Origin of the sequence: Phytobacter sp. V69 (assembly GCF_965644215.1) — a bacterium.
Lineage (GTDB): Bacteria > Pseudomonadota > Gammaproteobacteria > Enterobacterales > Enterobacteriaceae > Phytobacter.
Genome location: NZ_CBFFRL010000039.1, coordinates 1 through 15717, shown reverse-complemented (window position 1 = coordinate 15717; position 15717 = coordinate 1). Strand labels below are relative to the sequence as shown.

General features: G+C 53.8%; 12 protein-coding genes and 2 pseudogenes. 8 read left to right on the top strand and 6 right to left on the bottom strand.

From position 1 onward, the window contains the following. Positions 1–16 precede the first annotated feature (16 nt). Positions 17–466: an FMN-binding protein MioC gene (gene mioC / locus ACSZPU_RS07835; RefSeq protein ID WP_498997242.1), complete on the bottom strand. Its 450-nt coding sequence runs from the start codon at positions 464–466 to the stop codon at positions 17–19. A 99-nt stretch (positions 467–565) separates the two neighbouring features. After that, complete coding sequence (asnC, locus tag ACSZPU_RS07830) at positions 566–1024, bottom strand: transcriptional regulator AsnC (protein WP_039079997.1); 459 nt, start codon at positions 1022–1024, stop codon at positions 566–568. A 154-nt stretch (positions 1025–1178) separates the two neighbouring features. Between asnC and asnA the strand changes: the two genes are divergently transcribed. After that, positions 1179–2171 (top strand): aspartate--ammonia ligase, encoded by a 993-nt coding sequence (asnA, locus tag ACSZPU_RS07825; protein ID WP_498997239.1) that lies wholly within the window; start codon positions 1179–1181, stop codon positions 2169–2171. On the opposite strand, the gene viaA is transcribed toward asnA, so the two are convergent. Both viaA and ravA read right to left on the bottom strand, forming a co-directional pair. After that, the gene (gene viaA, locus ACSZPU_RS07820; protein WP_498997238.1) at positions 2172–3623 is read right to left on the bottom strand and encodes an ATPase RavA stimulator ViaA; all 1452 of its coding nucleotides are present in this window, start codon (positions 3621–3623) and stop codon (positions 2172–2174) included. Then, positions 3617–5113 (bottom strand): ATPase RavA, encoded by a 1497-nt coding sequence (gene ravA, locus ACSZPU_RS07815; RefSeq protein WP_498997236.1) that lies wholly within the window; start codon positions 5111–5113, stop codon positions 3617–3619. The genes viaA and ravA overlap by 7 nt, the downstream gene beginning before the upstream one ends. Positions 5114–5335: 222 nt before the next feature. On the opposite strand from ravA, the gene kup reads away from it, so the two are divergent. From kup to rbsR, 7 genes and pseudogenes are all read left to right on the top strand, one after another. Further along, entirely contained in the window at positions 5336–7204 is a 1869-nt protein-coding gene (kup, locus tag ACSZPU_RS07810; protein ID WP_498997234.1) for a low affinity potassium transporter Kup, read from the top strand. 205 nt (positions 7205–7409) lie between these two features. Next, entirely contained in the window at positions 7410–7829 is a 420-nt protein-coding gene (gene rbsD / locus ACSZPU_RS07805; RefSeq protein WP_498997233.1) for a D-ribose pyranase, read from the top strand. A gap of 7 nt (positions 7830–7836) precedes the next feature. After that, entirely contained in the window at positions 7837–9342 is a 1506-nt protein-coding gene (gene rbsA, locus ACSZPU_RS07800) for a ribose ABC transporter ATP-binding protein RbsA (protein WP_498997275.1), read from the top strand. A gap of 5 nt (positions 9343–9347) precedes the next feature. Next, positions 9348–10314 (top strand): annotated as a pseudogene (rbsC, locus tag ACSZPU_RS07795) (ribose ABC transporter permease). Between the two features lie 26 nt (positions 10315–10340). Beyond that, positions 10341–11231, top strand: coding sequence for a ribose ABC transporter substrate-binding protein RbsB (rbsB, locus tag ACSZPU_RS07790; protein WP_498997231.1), 891 nt, complete (start codon positions 10341–10343; stop codon positions 11229–11231). Positions 11232–11334: 103 nt separating this feature from the next. Continuing rightward, positions 11335–12264 carry a ribokinase gene (rbsK, locus tag ACSZPU_RS07785; RefSeq protein WP_498997272.1) on the top strand — a complete coding sequence of 310 codons (930 nt, stop codon included), beginning with the start codon at positions 11335–11337 and terminating at the stop codon, positions 12262–12264. Positions 12265–12267: 3 nt separating this feature from the next. After that, positions 12268–13260, top strand: a complete 993-nt coding sequence (gene rbsR, locus ACSZPU_RS07780) for a ribose operon transcriptional repressor RbsR (RefSeq protein ID WP_498997229.1) — start codon at positions 12268–12270, stop codon at positions 13258–13260. Here rbsR and mdtD read toward each other — a convergent pair. Next, positions 13226–14654, bottom strand: a pseudogene (gene mdtD / locus ACSZPU_RS07775) (multidrug transporter subunit MdtD). The gene rbsR and the pseudogene mdtD sit on opposite strands and share 35 nt — an antisense overlap. Positions 14655–14665: 11 nt before the next feature. Beyond that, on the bottom strand, positions 14666–15370 hold the full coding sequence (locus ACSZPU_RS07770; RefSeq protein WP_498997226.1) for a FadR/GntR family transcriptional regulator: 705 nt from the start codon (positions 15368–15370) through the stop codon (positions 14666–14668). Positions 15371–15717: the final 347 nt, after the last annotated feature.

Sequence of the window (15717 nt, the reverse complement as noted above, 5' to 3'; positions counted from 1 at the left end):
CTCGATCGCACGATCTTTAATCGTTATTGAGTAAACTAATCCAGGATCCGAGCCAAATTTCAGCGGGATCTTCAGGAATGTCATGCTCAAGGACGTTGATCTTCGCCGTTTCACCCAGCTGTTTTGCCCCGCAGGCTTTTAAAGAAGCCTCGATTTTTTCAATGGCACCGCAAAACGTGTCGTATTCGCGGCTGCCGATACCAATCGCACCAAAACGTACGGCGGACAGGTCCGGTTTTTGTTCATTAAGATCGTCATAAAACGGCTGGATGTTATCCGGCAGATCGCCTGCGCCGTGGGTAGAACTCACCACCAGCCAGGTGCCTTCCTGCGGCAGGTCTTCCAGTAACGGACCGTGCAGGGTTTCCGTTGTAAAACCTGCTTCTTCCAGTTTTTCCGCCAGGTGTTCCGCTACGTATTCCGCGCCACCCAGGGTGCTGCCACTAATAAGCGTAATATCTGCCATGAAGTCCACTCCGGTTATGAGGGGCGTATTGTACGCTGTGAATGGACTGGGATCTACCTGTGGACAATATGGGTATTGACGGTGGGAGAAAACGCCCTGTTACGGACGGATCGTACGCATGATGGGGTTTTGCAGGGAGATCAGTGTCTCAGTGGACTGGATTTCATCAATTGTTTGGATCTTGTTGATAAGCACCTGTTGCAGGGCGTCGATCGAGCGACACATCACCTTAATAAAGATGCTGTAGTGACCGGTAGTGTAGTAAGCTTCAGTGACCTCTTCCAGACTTTCCAGCCTCGCCAGCGCAGAAGGGTAGTCTTTGGCGCTTTTGAGGATAATGCCGATAAAGCAGCAGACGTCATAACCTAATTGTTTGGGACTGACGTCAATCCGCGCGCCGGTAATAATGCCCGCCTGCTTCATTTTCTCCACGCGAACGTGAATCGTGCCTGGGCTTACGCCGAATTGCTTGGCCAATTCCGCATAAGCGGTACGTGCATTTGCCATTAATGCATCAAGGATGCCGCGGTCCAGATTGTCGATCTGATAATTTTCCATAGGTTTTTCTTATGATGAATAAAGATTCGTTCTATTTTAGCGGTTCATTTTGACGAATCAAAACTAAGCCGGGCTTTTTTATTATTGATTATTGAATAAAGGGGGAATTTTGTTGCTTAATTGTTTGCAACAGACAGAGAAAAGGACGTAAAAAATGAAATCCGCTTACATCAGCAAACAACGTCAGATCGTATTCGTGAAGTCGCATTTTTCCCGCCAGCTGGAAGAAAAACTGGGGCTAGTTGAAGTTCAGGCACCGATTCTCAGCCGCGTAGGAGATGGGACTCAGGATAACCTGTCGGGCTGTGAAAAAGCGGTACAGGTAAAAGTCAAAAACCTGCCGGATGCGCAATTTGAAGTGGTCCACTCGCTGGCCAAGTGGAAACGTCAGACGCTGGGGCAACACGATTTTAGCGCGGGCGAAGGGCTGTACACGCACATGAAAGCCCTGCGTCCGGATGAAGATCGTCTCTCTCCTATCCATTCGGTTTATGTTGATCAATGGGACTGGGAACGCGTACTGGGCGACGGCGATCGCCACACCGGTACACTGAGATCCACAGTCGAAGCCATCTATGCCGGGATCAAAGAAACCGAAGCGGCGGTGAGCAAAGAATTTGGTCTGACGCCGTTCCTGCCTGCGCAGATCCACTTCGTGCACAGCGAAGAGCTGCTGAGCCGTTATCCGGGGCTGGACGCAAAAGGACGCGAACGCGCGATTGCTAAAGAGCTGGGCGCGGTCTTTCTGATGGGCATTGGCGGTAAGCTCAGCGATGGCGAGCGCCACGATGTACGTGCGCCGGATTATGATGACTGGAGTACGCCAGGTGAGATGGGGCTGCACGGCCTGAACGGCGATATCCTGGTGTGGAACCCGGTCCTGGAAGATGCGCTTGAGCTCTCTTCTATGGGGATCCGCGTGGATGCTGACGCGCTGAAACGCCAGCTTAAAATCACCGATGATGAAGATCGTCTGCATCTCGACTGGCATCAGGCGCTGGTACGTGGCGATATGCCGCAAACCATCGGTGGCGGCATTGGCCAGTCTCGTTTAACGGTACTGCTGCTGCAACTGCCACACATCGGCCAGGTTCAGTGTGGCGTATGGCCTGCACAGGTTCGTGAAACCGTTGGCTCACTGCTGTAATTAGCGCCGCCAGCGTCTGAGCAGGCGGCTACGCATCCCGGTATCAAAGCGCCAGATATGATCGAAGATGCGCATGATGCCGGGTTTTCCGTGTGCTGACATCGCCACCGCATGAAAACGGTGCTGGTGCACGGCCTGCAGTTCCTTGACCTTACCGATCACATCGTCCGGCAGGCGCTGGGCGATAAAGTCAGAGATAACCACCGCGTCGGCGTCATACCACTCCCCACCCTGCATATGCTCAATAATGGCGCGAAAACAGCTCGCTAAATCCGTACCGCCGCGAAAGCGCTGGCTCAGAAAGCGGATCGCCTGTTCCAGCCCCTGCTGACAGGTCAGCTCGTAACGCACGACTTCGCTGGAAAACAGCATAATGTAGCAGCGGCGTTTATCGGCCAGCGCAACGCGCATCAGTGCCAGGCAGAAGGCTTTTGCACACTGTTCGTTGAACCCGCCCATCGAGCCGGACGTGTCCACGCAGACAATAAACGGCCCGCGCGGCTGCTCATCAAAATCCTGATGGACCACCGGGCGCTCCACCAGCCTTTCCCGCCAGGCGTCGCCGTGCAGACGGTATGTCAGGAGCTGTTTTTCTACCAGTCGGCGGTAGAACTCGTATTCCAGCTCGGTGATGCCCAGCGTTGCCAGTTCAGGGGGCAGCAGGCGCAGGATATCGTCACTTTGATGCAACCCATCAACCTGTTCTGGCACGGTAGAGGGTTCGCGCACCAGCATGTGGAAGGTTTCCATCGGCGCATCTTTGCGCGGAACGGATTTGGCTTCCCGTGAACGCCCAAGTTGCTCCGCGAGCTGCTTGAGTTCCGGCTGTTCCGTTAAGAAATCACCGTATTTCACGATGAGCTGGTAATCACCGCGTTTGATTTGCCCGGCGCTCATATCCCATAGCCGCCCGGCGGCATTTTCATTTTCAATCAGGATCGGCTCAAGCTGGCCGCTTAGGGTCATGCGTTCCTGCACTTCGCTGAGAAGCTGTTCGCGCTCTTCTTCCATTAATTGCTGGTTAAACGCGGTTGTTTGTACCACCAGGCTTAGCCGCCAGCGCTGTAAGAACAGCGTATGCAGCGCGGGAGTAAAGGTCGGGTTGTCTGTCACCATGGCGTTTGCCTGCGCGGCGAACGGCGAGCGAAGCTTATCCAGCAGCGTCAGGATTTGCGGCAACTGGACGATAAACTGTGACGTTGAAAGCAACTGACTCTGCTGATAGCAGAGCACTTCTTCGGTAAGTTCCGGCGGGACCTGGGTCTCTTTCAGGCGGCTTTTCAGCGCTTCGCGCCAGCGCGGCACATCTTCGGTAATGACATGCCTGAGTTTAGGGAATTTCTCAAAGAAAATGGCCAACTGAGGAGAGGCCAGCAAGGCGACGATAAGCTCTTCAATTATCGTCTCCTCACTGATGGTCAGCAGGGCATTCAGCGCATCCAGTGTCAGCATTGCTGCGCCTGTTGTATCTGCGCGCGGACGTCCTGCAGGCTGGCTTCAATGCGACCTAACCAGTCGCCGGGGATGAACAGGCATTTCTGCTGTTCGCTAAAACGGGTGTGCTGCTGGTGCCAGAGGGTATCCAGCGCTTCAAGTTGCTGCTTTATCTCTTCCGGCACCTGCTTCGCCGTGCCACCCGGCAAAGCAAGGCGGGAACCCTGCAGGCTGATATCGCGAATCAACAGATGCAGGCTGGTGTCGACTTCGAGATTCAGGATCTGCGCGAAGCCAATGCCGTTAAGCTTGCCGCGGATCTCCCCACCTTTCGTCAGCCAGAGGGCCAGCGCAGCGCGTTCAATCGTCACATGAATGACCTGCATATCATGCAATTTTAGCGGCTGCTGGAGCAGCAATGTCAGCGTGTTGTCCTGTAGATCCTCGGGCAGGTCGTAATGCGGACGACGGCTGAACATACCGCCCTGGCGCGACACTTTGAGGGCGATTTTGTCGCTGTGCTGCTGCTGGAGCTGGATGTTGCGCTGCGCAATCGCGCCCAACTGCGTCAGCATGGATTGCTGCTGCCACGCGTGCCCGGTCATCAATATTTCCAGCTGATTTTGCATCAGACGCATGCTTTCAGCGTCGTGCCACAGGCAGTCTTTCAACAGGATCAAATCTACCGGGGCAACCGCGTCGCGTCCGCTGAAAAAGGCGCTGGCCTGCAGCAGACGAATGGCCTTTTTCCAGCGACGGTCAGAGACATAAGGCGCATTGGGCAAATTATCGAGCTGCTGGCGCAGCATGAAAATCAGCTCAAATACGGCGTCAGGTAACGTCACCTGCACGATTTCCTGCTGCCAGCGCGCGTAGTCTTCATCGCTAATTTGCAGATCCGCTGGCACCGGGTTGTTGCTTTCGTCCTGCTGGCTGATAAGCATCGAGCGGAAATTACTCTTCTCCTGCACTTTATCGAGCCACAGGCGAATCAACATGCGGTCATACAGCGCTTCGAGGCTGCTGTCAGCCTCCGGCAGTTCGTTCGACGCTGCCACCAGCAAGCGCATGGGGATTTTCTCTTCCAGCGCGCCGTTACGAAAGCGACGTTCGTTAATGGCGGTCAATAACGTATTCAGAATCGCCGGACCGGCTTTCCAGATTTCGTCCAGAAACACAATTTCCGCTTCCGGCAGATAGCCGTGCGTGAGACGTTCATAACGCCCCTCATCTTTTAACGCCTGGATAGAAAGAGGACCAAACACCTCTTCGGGCGTGGAGAATCGGGTCATCAGGTATTCAAAGGCGCGGGCGTTTTTAAAGGCGAATTTCAGGCGGCGGGCGATCAGGCTTTTGGCGATGCCCGGCGGACCGAGCAGAAAGACGCTTTCACCACTTAAGGCGGCCAGCAGGCACAGGCGAATAGCGTGGCTACGCTCAAAAAGACCTTTTTCCAGCGCGCTGCTTAAGCGGGAAATTCTTTCTGCTAATAGATGTGAGTGAGCCATAATTGATTTGCATCCTTTCGCCGCGATTCCGGCTTGCAACTGCGAGTATAGACGTTTAGATAAAGGCTTGTAATAGACTGAACAACGGCATCATTTTCTTTGCGCCAGGTTAATACGGTCGCAATTAAGGGGTACGATTTCATAAATAATCGTGCATACTGTGCGCTTTTTGTGGGCCAAGGGACTAAGCACACATTTGTCATTCAAACAAAAGATTAGTCTATGAGCACTGATAATAAGCAATCGTTGCCCGCGATAACACTCGCGGCTATTGGGGTTGTCTACGGTGATATTGGCACCAGCCCGCTTTATACACTTCGTGAATGTTTGTCAGGTCAGTTTGGTTTTGGAGTAGAACGCGACGCCGTCTTCGGCTTTTTGTCGCTCATCTTCTGGCTGCTGATTCTGGTCGTCTCGGTTAAATACCTCACCTTTGTTATGCGCGCAGACAATGCCGGTGAAGGCGGGATCTTAACGCTGATGTCGCTGGCGGGACGAAATACCTCAGCCAGAATGACCTCCGTGCTCGTTATCATGGGGCTTATTGGCGGCAGTTTCTTCTATGGTGAAGTGGTCATAACACCCGCCATCTCGGTGATGTCGGCCATAGAGGGGCTGGAAATCGTTGCACCATCGCTGGATACGTGGATTGTCCCGCTGTCCATTCTGGTGCTCACGTTGTTGTTCATGATCCAAAAGCATGGCACGGGGCTAGTGGGGAAACTCTTCGCTCCTATTATGCTGGCGTGGTTTTTGATTCTGGCGGTGCTGGGCGCGCGCGGTATCATTTCGAACCCGGAAGTTCTGCAGGCGCTGAACCCGGCGTGGGCGGTCAATTTCTTCCTGCAATATAAAACGGTCTCTTTCGTTGCGCTCGGCGCGGTAGTGCTGTCTATCACCGGGGTCGAAGCGCTGTATGCGGATATGGGCCATTTCGGTAAGCTGCCTATCCGCGTTGCGTGGTTTATCGTGGTCCTGCCATCGCTGGTGCTTAATTACTTTGGCCAGGGTGCGCTGTTGCTGAAAACCCCCGAAGCCATCAAAAACCCCTTTTTCCTGCTGGCACCCGAGTGGGCGCTGATCCCGATGTTGATCATCGCGACCCTGGCGACGGTTATCGCATCTCAGGCGGTGATTTCGGGGGTGTTCTCACTGACGCGTCAGGCCGTGCGTCTGGGCTATCTCTCACCAATGCGCATTATCCACACCTCGGAGATGGAATCCGGTCAGATCTATATTCCTTTTATTAACTGGCTGCTCTATTTCGCGGTGGTTATCGTTATCGTGAGCTTTGAACACTCCAGTAATCTGGCGGCGGCTTACGGTATTGCGGTGACCGGCACGATGGTGTTGACGTCTATTCTTTCGATGACCGTGGCGCGTAAGAACTGGCACTGGAACAAACTGGTGGTGGGGTTATTGCTCACGATGTTCCTGTGCATTGACGTACCGCTTTTCTCGGCGAACCTCGATAAGCTGCTGTCCGGTGGCTGGCTGCCGCTAAGTTTAGGTCTGGTGATGTTCATCGTGATGACGACGTGGAAGAGCGAGCGCTTCCGTTTGCTGCGTCGCATGCATGAGCACGGCAATTCACTGGAAGCGATGATTGCTTCACTGGAAAAATCGCCGCCGGTACGTGTACCGGGTACTGCGGTATATATGTCACGCGCGTTGAATGTGATTCCGTTTGCCATGCTGCATAACCTCAAGCACAACAAGGTGCTGCATGAGCGGGTGATCCTGCTGACGCTGCGTACGGAAGATGCGCCTTATGTGCACAACGTGCGTCGCGTGCAGATTGAGCAATTGTCGCCGACGTTCTGGCGTGTGGTGGCCAGTTACGGCTGGCGTGAAACGCCAAATGTGGAAGAGGTCTTCCACCGCTGCGGCCTGGAAGGTCTCAGTTGCCGCATGATGGAGACCTCCTTCTTTATGTCTCACGAGTCGCTGATTGTGGGCAAACGGCCATGGTATCTGCGCCTGCGCGGCAAGCTGTATCTGCTGTTACAACGCAATGCGCTGCGTGCGCCTGACCAGTTTGAAATCCCGCCCAACCGGGTTATTGAGCTCGGTACTCAGGTCGAAATATAAAGCTCTTTAAAAACCCCTATTGTTGAGGGGTTTTTGTTATTTCGCTCCCGAAGTTTTACTTATGTAAGACAACTTGTGTTTTCTTTCTGCAACGCGAGCGAAACGTTTCGATTTCGATCACACTTCTGTAACGCCATGGTGGTTTTCTGAACATTCTCAGGTCTACACTGAGATCAGCGAAACGTTTCGCTAATGGAGCATGAAAATGAAAAAAGGTACTGTTCTTAACGCTGAAATCTCGTCGGTCATCTCCCGCCTTGGGCATACCGATACGCTGGTGGTCTGTGATGCAGGCTTGCCTGTGCCAAAAAGCACTGCGCGTATTGATATGGCGTTAACCCAGGGGGTTCCGTCCTTTATGCAGGTTCTGGGCGTGGTCACCACCGAGATGCAGGTTGAAGCAGCTATCCTCGCGTCGGAAATCGAACAGCATAATCCGCAGCTCCATGAAACGTTGCTCAAACACATTGAGCAACTGCAACAACACCAGGGTAACACCATAGACGTTCGTTACGTTTCACACGAACAATTCAAAAAACAGACCGCAGACAGTCAGGCGGTAATTCGCAGCGGGGAATGTTCCCCGTATGCGAATATTATTCTCTGCGCTGGCGTCACTTTCTGAGGCCATCATGGACGCATTACTGCAACTCAAAGGGATCGATAAAGCGTTCCCGGGCGTTAAAGCCTTATCCGGTGCTGCGTTAAACGTTTATCCTGGCCGCGTCATGGCGCTGGTGGGTGAGAACGGTGCGGGTAAATCCACGATGATGAAAGTACTGACGGGGATCTACACCCGCGATGCTGGTTCATTATTGTGGCTGGGTAAAGAGACCGCGTTTACCGGGCCGAAATCCTCCCAGGAAGCCGGTATCGGCATCATTCACCAGGAACTCAACCTGATCCCGCAGCTCACCATTGCCGAGAACATCTTTATTGGCCGTGAGTTCGTTAATCGCTTTGGCAAAATCGACTGGAAAAAGATGTATGCCGAAGCCGATAAGCTGCTGCTCAAACTGAATCTCCGCTTCAAAAGCGACAGGCTGGTGGGCAAACTGTCCATTGGCGATCAGCAGATGGTCGAGATTGCGAAAGTCCTGAGCTACGAGTCGCAGGTCATCATTATGGATGAACCGACCGATGCCCTGACCGATACCGAAACCGAATCCCTGTTCCGCGTTATCCGCGAACTGAAAGCGCAGGGGCGCGGCATTGTCTATATCTCTCACCGTATGAAAGAGATTTTCGAGATTTGCGATGACGTCACTGTCTTCCGCGATGGGCAGTTTATTGCCGAACGCGAAGTGGCATCGCTTACCGAAGATACGCTTATCGAAATGATGGTCGGGCGCAAGCTGGAAGAACAGTATCCGCGCCTCGACAAAGCGCCGGGCGACATTCGTCTTAACGTCGACAATCTGTGCGGGCCGGGCGTGAACAACGTGAGTTTTACCCTGCGCAAAGGCGAGATTCTGGGCGTAGCGGGGCTGATGGGTGCCGGGCGCACCGAACTGATGAAAGTGCTGTATGGCGCACTGCCGCGTACCAGCGGGAGCGTGACGCTGGATGGCCATGAAGTTGTCACCCGTTCACCGCAGGATGGCCTGGCGAACGGTATCGTTTACATCTCCGAAGATCGTAAACGTGACGGCTTAGTGCTGGGCATGTCGGTGAAAGAGAACATGTCGCTGACGGCGCTGGGTTATTTCAGCCGCCCGGGTGGCAATTTAAAACATAAAGAAGAGCAGCAGGCGGTGAGTGATTTCATTCGTCTGTTCAATGTCAAAACCCCGTCAATGGAACAGGCGATTGGTCTGCTTTCCGGCGGAAATCAGCAGAAAGTGGCCATTGCCCGCGGGCTTATGACGCGCCCGAAAGTGCTGATCCTTGATGAGCCGACTCGCGGCGTTGACGTGGGGGCGAAAAAAGAGATTTATCAGCTTATTAACCAGTTTAAGGCCGACGGCCTGAGCATCATTCTGGTGTCATCGGAAATGCCAGAGGTGTTAGGCATGAGCGATCGCATCATGGTGATGCATGAAGGGCATCTCGGCGGTGAATTCACGCGCGAGCAGGCCACACAGGAAGTATTGATGGCTGCCGCAGTGGGCAAGCTTAATCGTGTGAATCAGGAGTAAAAAAGATGACTACCCAGGCTGTTTCTGGTCGCCGCTATTTCACCAAAGCGTGGTTGATGGAACAAAAATCGCTGATCGCTTTGCTGGTGCTGATTGCCATTGTGTCGACCATGAGTCCGAACTTTTTTACCGTCAATAACCTGCTCAATATCCTGCAGCAGACCTCGGTGAACGCCATTATGGCGGTTGGCATGACGCTGGTTATTTTAACTTCCGGGATCGATCTGTCCGTCGGTTCGCTGCTGGCGTTGACCGGTGCGGTCGCCGCGTCGCTCGTCGGGATGGAAGTGAATGCGCTGGTGGCTGTCGCCGCCGCTCTGGCATTAGGGGCGGCTGTTGGTGCGATAACGGGCACTATCGTGGCGAAAGGGCGAGTACAGGCGTTTATCGCGACCCTGGTCATGATGCTGTTACTGCGCGGTGTGACGCTGGTGTACACCAATGGTAGTCCGGTTAATACCGGCTTTACCGATAATGCCGATATCTTTGGCTGGTTTGGTATTGGTCGCCCGCTGGGGATCCCGACGCCGGTATGGATTATGGCGATTGTCTTTATCGCCACCTGGTACCTGCTGCATCACACCCGCCTGGGCCGCTATATCTATGCGCTCGGCGGAAATAGAAGCGGCAACGCGCTTATCCGGTATCAGCGTTGATAAAGTGAAAGTGATTGTCTATTCCCTGTGCGGTCTGCTGGCGTCGCTGGCGGGCATCATTGAAGTTGCGCGCCTCTCCTCGGGACAACCGACGGCAGGTACCGGCTATGAGCTGGATGATATCGCCGCGGTGGTGTTGGGTGGTACCAGTCTGGCGGGCGGTAAAGGGCGCATTGTTGGGACATTGATCGGCGCACTGATTCTCGGCTTCCTGAATAATGGATTGAATTTGTTAAGTGTTTCCTCCTATTACCAGATGATCGTTAAAGCAGTGGTGATTCTGCTGGCGGTGCTGGTAGACAACAAAAAGCAGTAATTACCTACACTACAGGACATCATGATATGAACATGAAAAAACTGGCCACTCTGGTTTCTGCTGTTGCACTGAGCGCCACCGTAAGCGCGAACGCGATGGCAAAAGACACGATTGCATTGGTTATTTCCACACTGAACAACCCGTTCTTTGTCAGCCTGAAAGACGGTGCGCAGAAAGAAGCGGACAAACTGGGCTACGACCTGGTTGTGCTGGATTCACAAAATAACCCGGCAAAAGAGCTGGCTAACGTTCAGGATTTAACGGTACGCGGTACTAAACTGCTGCTGATCAACCCGACTGATTCCGACGCTGTAGGTAACGCCGTGAAGATGGCGAACCAGGCTAAAATCCCGGTAATCACCCTTGACCGTGCGGCGGCTAAAGGTGAAGTGGTCAGCCATATAGCTTCTGATAACGTACTGGGCGGTAAAATCGCTGGCGACTACATTGCCAAGAAAGCCGGTGAAGGCGCGAAAGTTATCGAACTGCAGGGTATTGCGGGGACCTCTGCTGCCCGTGAGCGTGGCGAAGGCTTCCAACAGGCTGTTGCTGCCCACAAATTTAACGTTCTGGCGAGTCAGCCGGCTGACTTTGACCGTACAAAAGGCCTGAACGTTATGCAGAACCTGCTGACCGCTCACCCGGATGTACAGGCTGTGTTTGCACAGAACGATGAAATGGCGCTGGGTGCGATGCGTGCGCTGCAAACTGCCGGTAAAACAGATGTGATGGTGGTTGGGTTTGACGGTACGCCTGATGGCGTAAAAGCAGTGAATGACGGCAAAATGGCTGCGACGATTGCTCAGCTTCCGGAAATGATTGGCGCGAAAGGCGTAGACACCGCAGTACAAGTACTGAAAGGTGAAAAAGTCCACGCTAAGATCCCGGTAGACCTGAAGCTGGTTATCAAACAATAAAAATCGTCGGGCCATCTCAAAAGGTGGTCTGAAAAAGCATCAAGAAAAGCAGGGCTCGCGCCACCCGTTAGCCGGGTGGCGCATTTTAATGGACACGCTCATCATGAAAACCTCAGGCAAACTTGTTGTCCTCGGTAGCATTAATGCCGATCACATTCTTAACCTTGAATCGTTCCCAACCCCCGGCGAAACCGTTACCGGCACGCAATACCAGATTGCATTTGGCGGTAAAGGGGCGAACCAGGCGGTGGCTGCCGGGCGCAGCGGTGCGGATATTGCCTTCATTGCCTGCACGGGTGATGACGACACCGGTGAACGTGTCCGCCAGCAACTGATCAGCGACAATATCGATGTGGCACCTGTTAGCGTGATTGCTAATGAGTCGACCGGTGTCGCGCTGATTTTTGTGAATGGCGAAGGTGAGAATGTCATCGGTATTCATGCGGGTGCGAATGCAGCGCTCTCTCCGGTGCTTGTTGATGCACAGCGTGAGCGTATTGCCCAGGCTTCCGCGCTGCTGATGCAACTGGAATCTCCGGTTGAAAGCGTACTGGCCGCAGCCCGTATCGCGCATCAGAACCAGACTATCGTGGCGCTTAACCCCGCACCTGCGCGTGACCTGTCGGATGAATTGCTGGCGCTGGTGGATATCATCACGCCGAATGAAACCGAAGCCGAGAAACTGACGGGCATTAACGTGGCCAGCGATGACGATGCGGCGCGCGCGGCGCAGGCGTTACATGCCAAAGGCATTGATACGGTTATCATTACGCTGGGAAGCCGTGGTGTCTGGGCAAGCGTGAAAGGCGAAGGCCGCCGCGTTCCAGGCTTTAAAGTAAAAGCCATTGATACCATCGCCGCCGGGGATACCTTCAATGGCGCACTGATGACCGCGCTGCTGGAAGACCTGGCTCTGGATGATGCTATTCGTTTTGCTCACGCGGCGGCGGCCATTGCTGTCACCCGTAAAGGCGCGCAACCGTCTGTTCCGTGGCGCAAAGAAATTGACGATTTCCTGGCTGAGCAGGGGTGATGATTGGCTACGATGAAGGATGTGGCCCGGATGGCGGGCGTATCGACGTCGACCGTTTCGCATGTCATCAATAAAGATCGCTTTGTCAGTGATGCCATCCGCGAAAAGGTGGAGCTCGCTATTAAGGAACTGAACTACGCGCCGTCAGCCCTGGCGCGTAGCCTGAAAATCAATCAGACCCGAACCATCGGGATGCTGATTACCGCCAGTACCAACCCCTTCTACTCTGAGCTGGTGCGCGGGGTGGAACGTAGCTGTTTCGAACGTGGTTACAGCCTGGTGTTATGCAACACCGAAGGGGATGAGCAGCGCATGAACAGCAATCTGGAAACGCTGATGCAAAAGCGCGTCGACGGGTTGTTATTGCTGTGTACGGAAACGCATCAACCTTCGAAAGAGATTATCCAGCGTTATCCCTCGATCCCAACCGTCATGATGGACTGGGCTCCCTTTGATGGCGACAGTGACCTGATTCAGGATAATTCTCTGCTCGGCGGCGACATGGCAACGCAGTACCTGATCGACAAAGATCATACCCATATTGCCTGTATTGCCGGGCCGCTGGATAAAACCCCGGCGCGTCTGCGTCTTGAAGGTTATCGTGATGCGATGGCCCGCGCGGGATTGACTATCCACGACGGTAATGAACTTATCGGCAACTTCGAGTTTAGCGGCGGCTTTGAAGCCATGCAGATGCTGCTGGCGCTGGACGTGCGTCCGCAGGCGGTGTTTATCTGTAATGATGCGATGGCGGTGGGTGCTTACCTGGCGCTGTATGAGGCCGGGCTGCGCGTGCCGCAGGATATCGCGGTGGTTGGCTATGACGACATTGAACTGGCGCAGTATATGACGCCGCCGCTCACCACCATCCATCAGCCGAAAGATGAACTGGGTGAGCTGGCGATCGATGTGCTGATTCACCGTATTTCCGACCCTACGCAACAGCAACAGCGGCTACAGCTTACGCCGGTGTTGATGGAGCGCGGCTCGGCATAGCATTAATGCTTCTCTTTGATCAGGTTACGGCCATCTTTGGGTTTTAGCAGCATAAAGGTCAGTGCGGATACCAGGGTGATGGCTCCCATCGTCACAAAGGTATAGTGAAACTGTTCCACGGTGTTCGCGCTGTCAAACCCTTCATAAAACCGCAAGACTGCCGCACTGACGGCAACCCCAAGACTGATTGACAGCTGTTGCGTTACGGCCAGAACGCTATTGCCGCTACTGGCATTTTCGTCCGTCAGGTCGGCGAGCGTAATGGTGTTCATCGCGGTGAATTGCGTGGACATGGCCATCCCCAGGATGAACAACGGTAATATCAGCAGCCATACAGCCATTGACGGCGATTGCAAAGAGAACTGCGCAATCATCAAACCGATAAACAGCGTAATGCCGACCAGCGTTTTCCTGTAACCCAGACGGCGCAGCACCTGAGTGACCAGCGATTTTGCCAGAATCGACCCCATTGCGGTGGGTGCCATCATGCAGCCGGCGATCAACGCGGGATAACCAAAACCAACCTGCAGCATCAGCGGCATTAAAAAGGGCACACAGCCCGTTCCCAGGCGGGAAGCAATATTACCGACAATGCCGACAGAGAAGGTTCGCGTCTTAAACAGGTTGAGCGAGATGAGCGGCGTAGGGTGACGGCGTGCATGACGTATATAAAGAAGGAATAACAGTATGCCGCTCAGGATGACGGCCGATGCCAGCCAGCTGGCGACAATTTTCTCGCCGAACAGCTCCATACCGCTGGAAAACAGCACCAGGCTCAGGCCGAAGAGGAAAAAGCCGCCGGTATCGAAGCTTTTGCGCGGCGTGGTGAAGTTCGGCATATATTTACGCGCATATAAGATCCCGGCGATGCCAATCGGAATATTAATCAGGAATATCCAGTGCCAGCTGGCCCAGGTCACCAGCACGCCGCCCAGTACCGGGCCGAGGATGGGGCCAACCAGGCCTGGCATGGTGACAAAGTTGAGCACCGGCAGCAGCTCGCTGCGCGGGTAAGCGCGTAACAGCGCCAGGCGAGCGACCGGCATCATCATTGCGCCACCGATCCCCTGAATCACGCGAAAGAACACCAGTGACCCGAGCGATGTCGAAAGCGCGCAGGCCAGCGATCCCAGCGTAAAGAGGGTGACGGCCAGCATGAAGATACGTCGGGTACCAAAGCGGTCCGCCAGCCAACCGCTGGCTGGAATCAGCATGGCGACAGTCAGGGTGTAACTGATAATGGCGGACTGCATGGCGAGAGGGGAACGATCAAGGCTGTGTGCGATAGCAGGTAGTGCGGTGTTCAATATGGTGGCATCCAGCGCCTGCATAAAGAAGGCCATGGCCGCAATCCACGGCAATCCGGCCATACAGCGAGCTTTCTTTTCAGTCATTCTTAGTCCTGTTATTTTGCCGCGGGCACGTTTGGCGTCTTCAACAGAGTCTGGCAGGCCAGAAAGGCATTTTCCCCATCACTTTCCTGAATCGCGTCAACGATAGCCTGATGGAGATCGAGCTTTATGACCTGGTCCTGGGTGATGGAAGTAAAGTAGGTATGGTATATAGAATGAAACAGCGTTGCGAAAGAGATAAGAAAAGGATTAGCACTCATCGTATAAATATGTTCGTGCCAGGACATATCGACTTCAATCCAGCGCTCACGGTTAAAGTGCTTTTTCAGATGCACCATCTCTTCCATTAATGTATTGAGATGGGCTTTTTGCTCCGCACTGCCTAAACGCGCTGCCAGCTGGCAAGCCTGTGGTTCGAGACTGCTACGCATAATAAGGAAGTGCTGGATGACTTCGTGAAAATTATCCTCACTCATCCACCAGACCAGTAATTCCTTATCAAGGAAGTTCCAGTTTTCTCTGGGCATCACGCGGGTGCCAATTCGCGGACGAGGCAGGACCATGCCCTTCGCCGTTAATGTCTTCACCGCTTCCCTTACCGCCGTACGGCTCACACCGAACTGCTCACCCAGCTCCATCTCACCGGGCAAAATACTACCCGGGGCATATTCGCCTCTCAGAATTTGCTGTGCCAGTTTCTCAGCCAGCACCCATGAGAGGTTTTTTTGCGCGGCAAGCTGTTGTGCGTTCAACGACATGTATGGCTTCCTTTTGTTCTTATTCACGCTTTAGTATGCCACCGGGGCTATTTCTGTGGTGGCAAAAACAGCAAAACAGGCCCTTTACGCTGCTTTTTTCCGCGTCTTGTTGAAAAAAGAGACGGTTAAAAACTTTTTTGAATTTAGCGCTTGTCAGCCCGAAATAAATCCCTATACTGCGCCTCCACTGACACGGAACAACGGCAAACAGGCCGCCGGGTCAGCGGGGTTCTCCTGAGAATCCCGACAGAGAAAAGCGAAATTAAATGCTTGACTCTGAATGAGGAAAGCGTAATATACGCCACCTCGCGACAAAGCGCTAAAGCGCGTCGCAACTGCTCTTTAAC

Bases quoted from the DNA above. Each gene is read 5' to 3' on its own strand.
- mioC (WP_498997242.1), bottom strand. From the start codon at position 466: ATGGCAGATATTACGCTTATTAGTGGCAGCACCCTGGGTGGCGCGGAA.
- asnC (WP_039079997.1), bottom strand. From the start codon at position 1,024: ATGGAAAATTATCAGATCGACAATCTGGACCGCGGCATCCTTGATGCA.
- asnA (WP_498997239.1), top strand. From the start codon at position 1,179: ATGAAATCCGCTTACATCAGCAAACAACGTCAGATCGTATTCGTGAAG.
- viaA (WP_498997238.1), bottom strand. From the start codon at position 3,623: ATGCTGACACTGGATGCGCTGAATGCCCTGCTGACCATCAGTGAGGAG.
- ravA (WP_498997236.1), bottom strand. From the start codon at position 5,113: ATGGCTCACTCACATCTATTAGCAGAAAGAATTTCCCGCTTAAGCAGC.
- kup (WP_498997234.1), top strand. From the start codon at position 5,336: ATGAGCACTGATAATAAGCAATCGTTGCCCGCGATAACACTCGCGGCT.
- rbsD (WP_498997233.1), top strand. From the start codon at position 7,410: ATGAAAAAAGGTACTGTTCTTAACGCTGAAATCTCGTCGGTCATCTCC.
- rbsA (WP_498997275.1), top strand. From the start codon at position 7,837: ATGGACGCATTACTGCAACTCAAAGGGATCGATAAAGCGTTCCCGGGC.
- rbsB (WP_498997231.1), top strand. From the start codon at position 10,341: ATGAACATGAAAAAACTGGCCACTCTGGTTTCTGCTGTTGCACTGAGC.
- rbsK (WP_498997272.1), top strand. From the start codon at position 11,335: ATGAAAACCTCAGGCAAACTTGTTGTCCTCGGTAGCATTAATGCCGAT.
- ACSZPU_RS07770 (WP_498997226.1), bottom strand. From the start codon at position 15,370: ATGTCGTTGAACGCACAACAGCTTGCCGCGCAAAAAAACCTCTCATGG.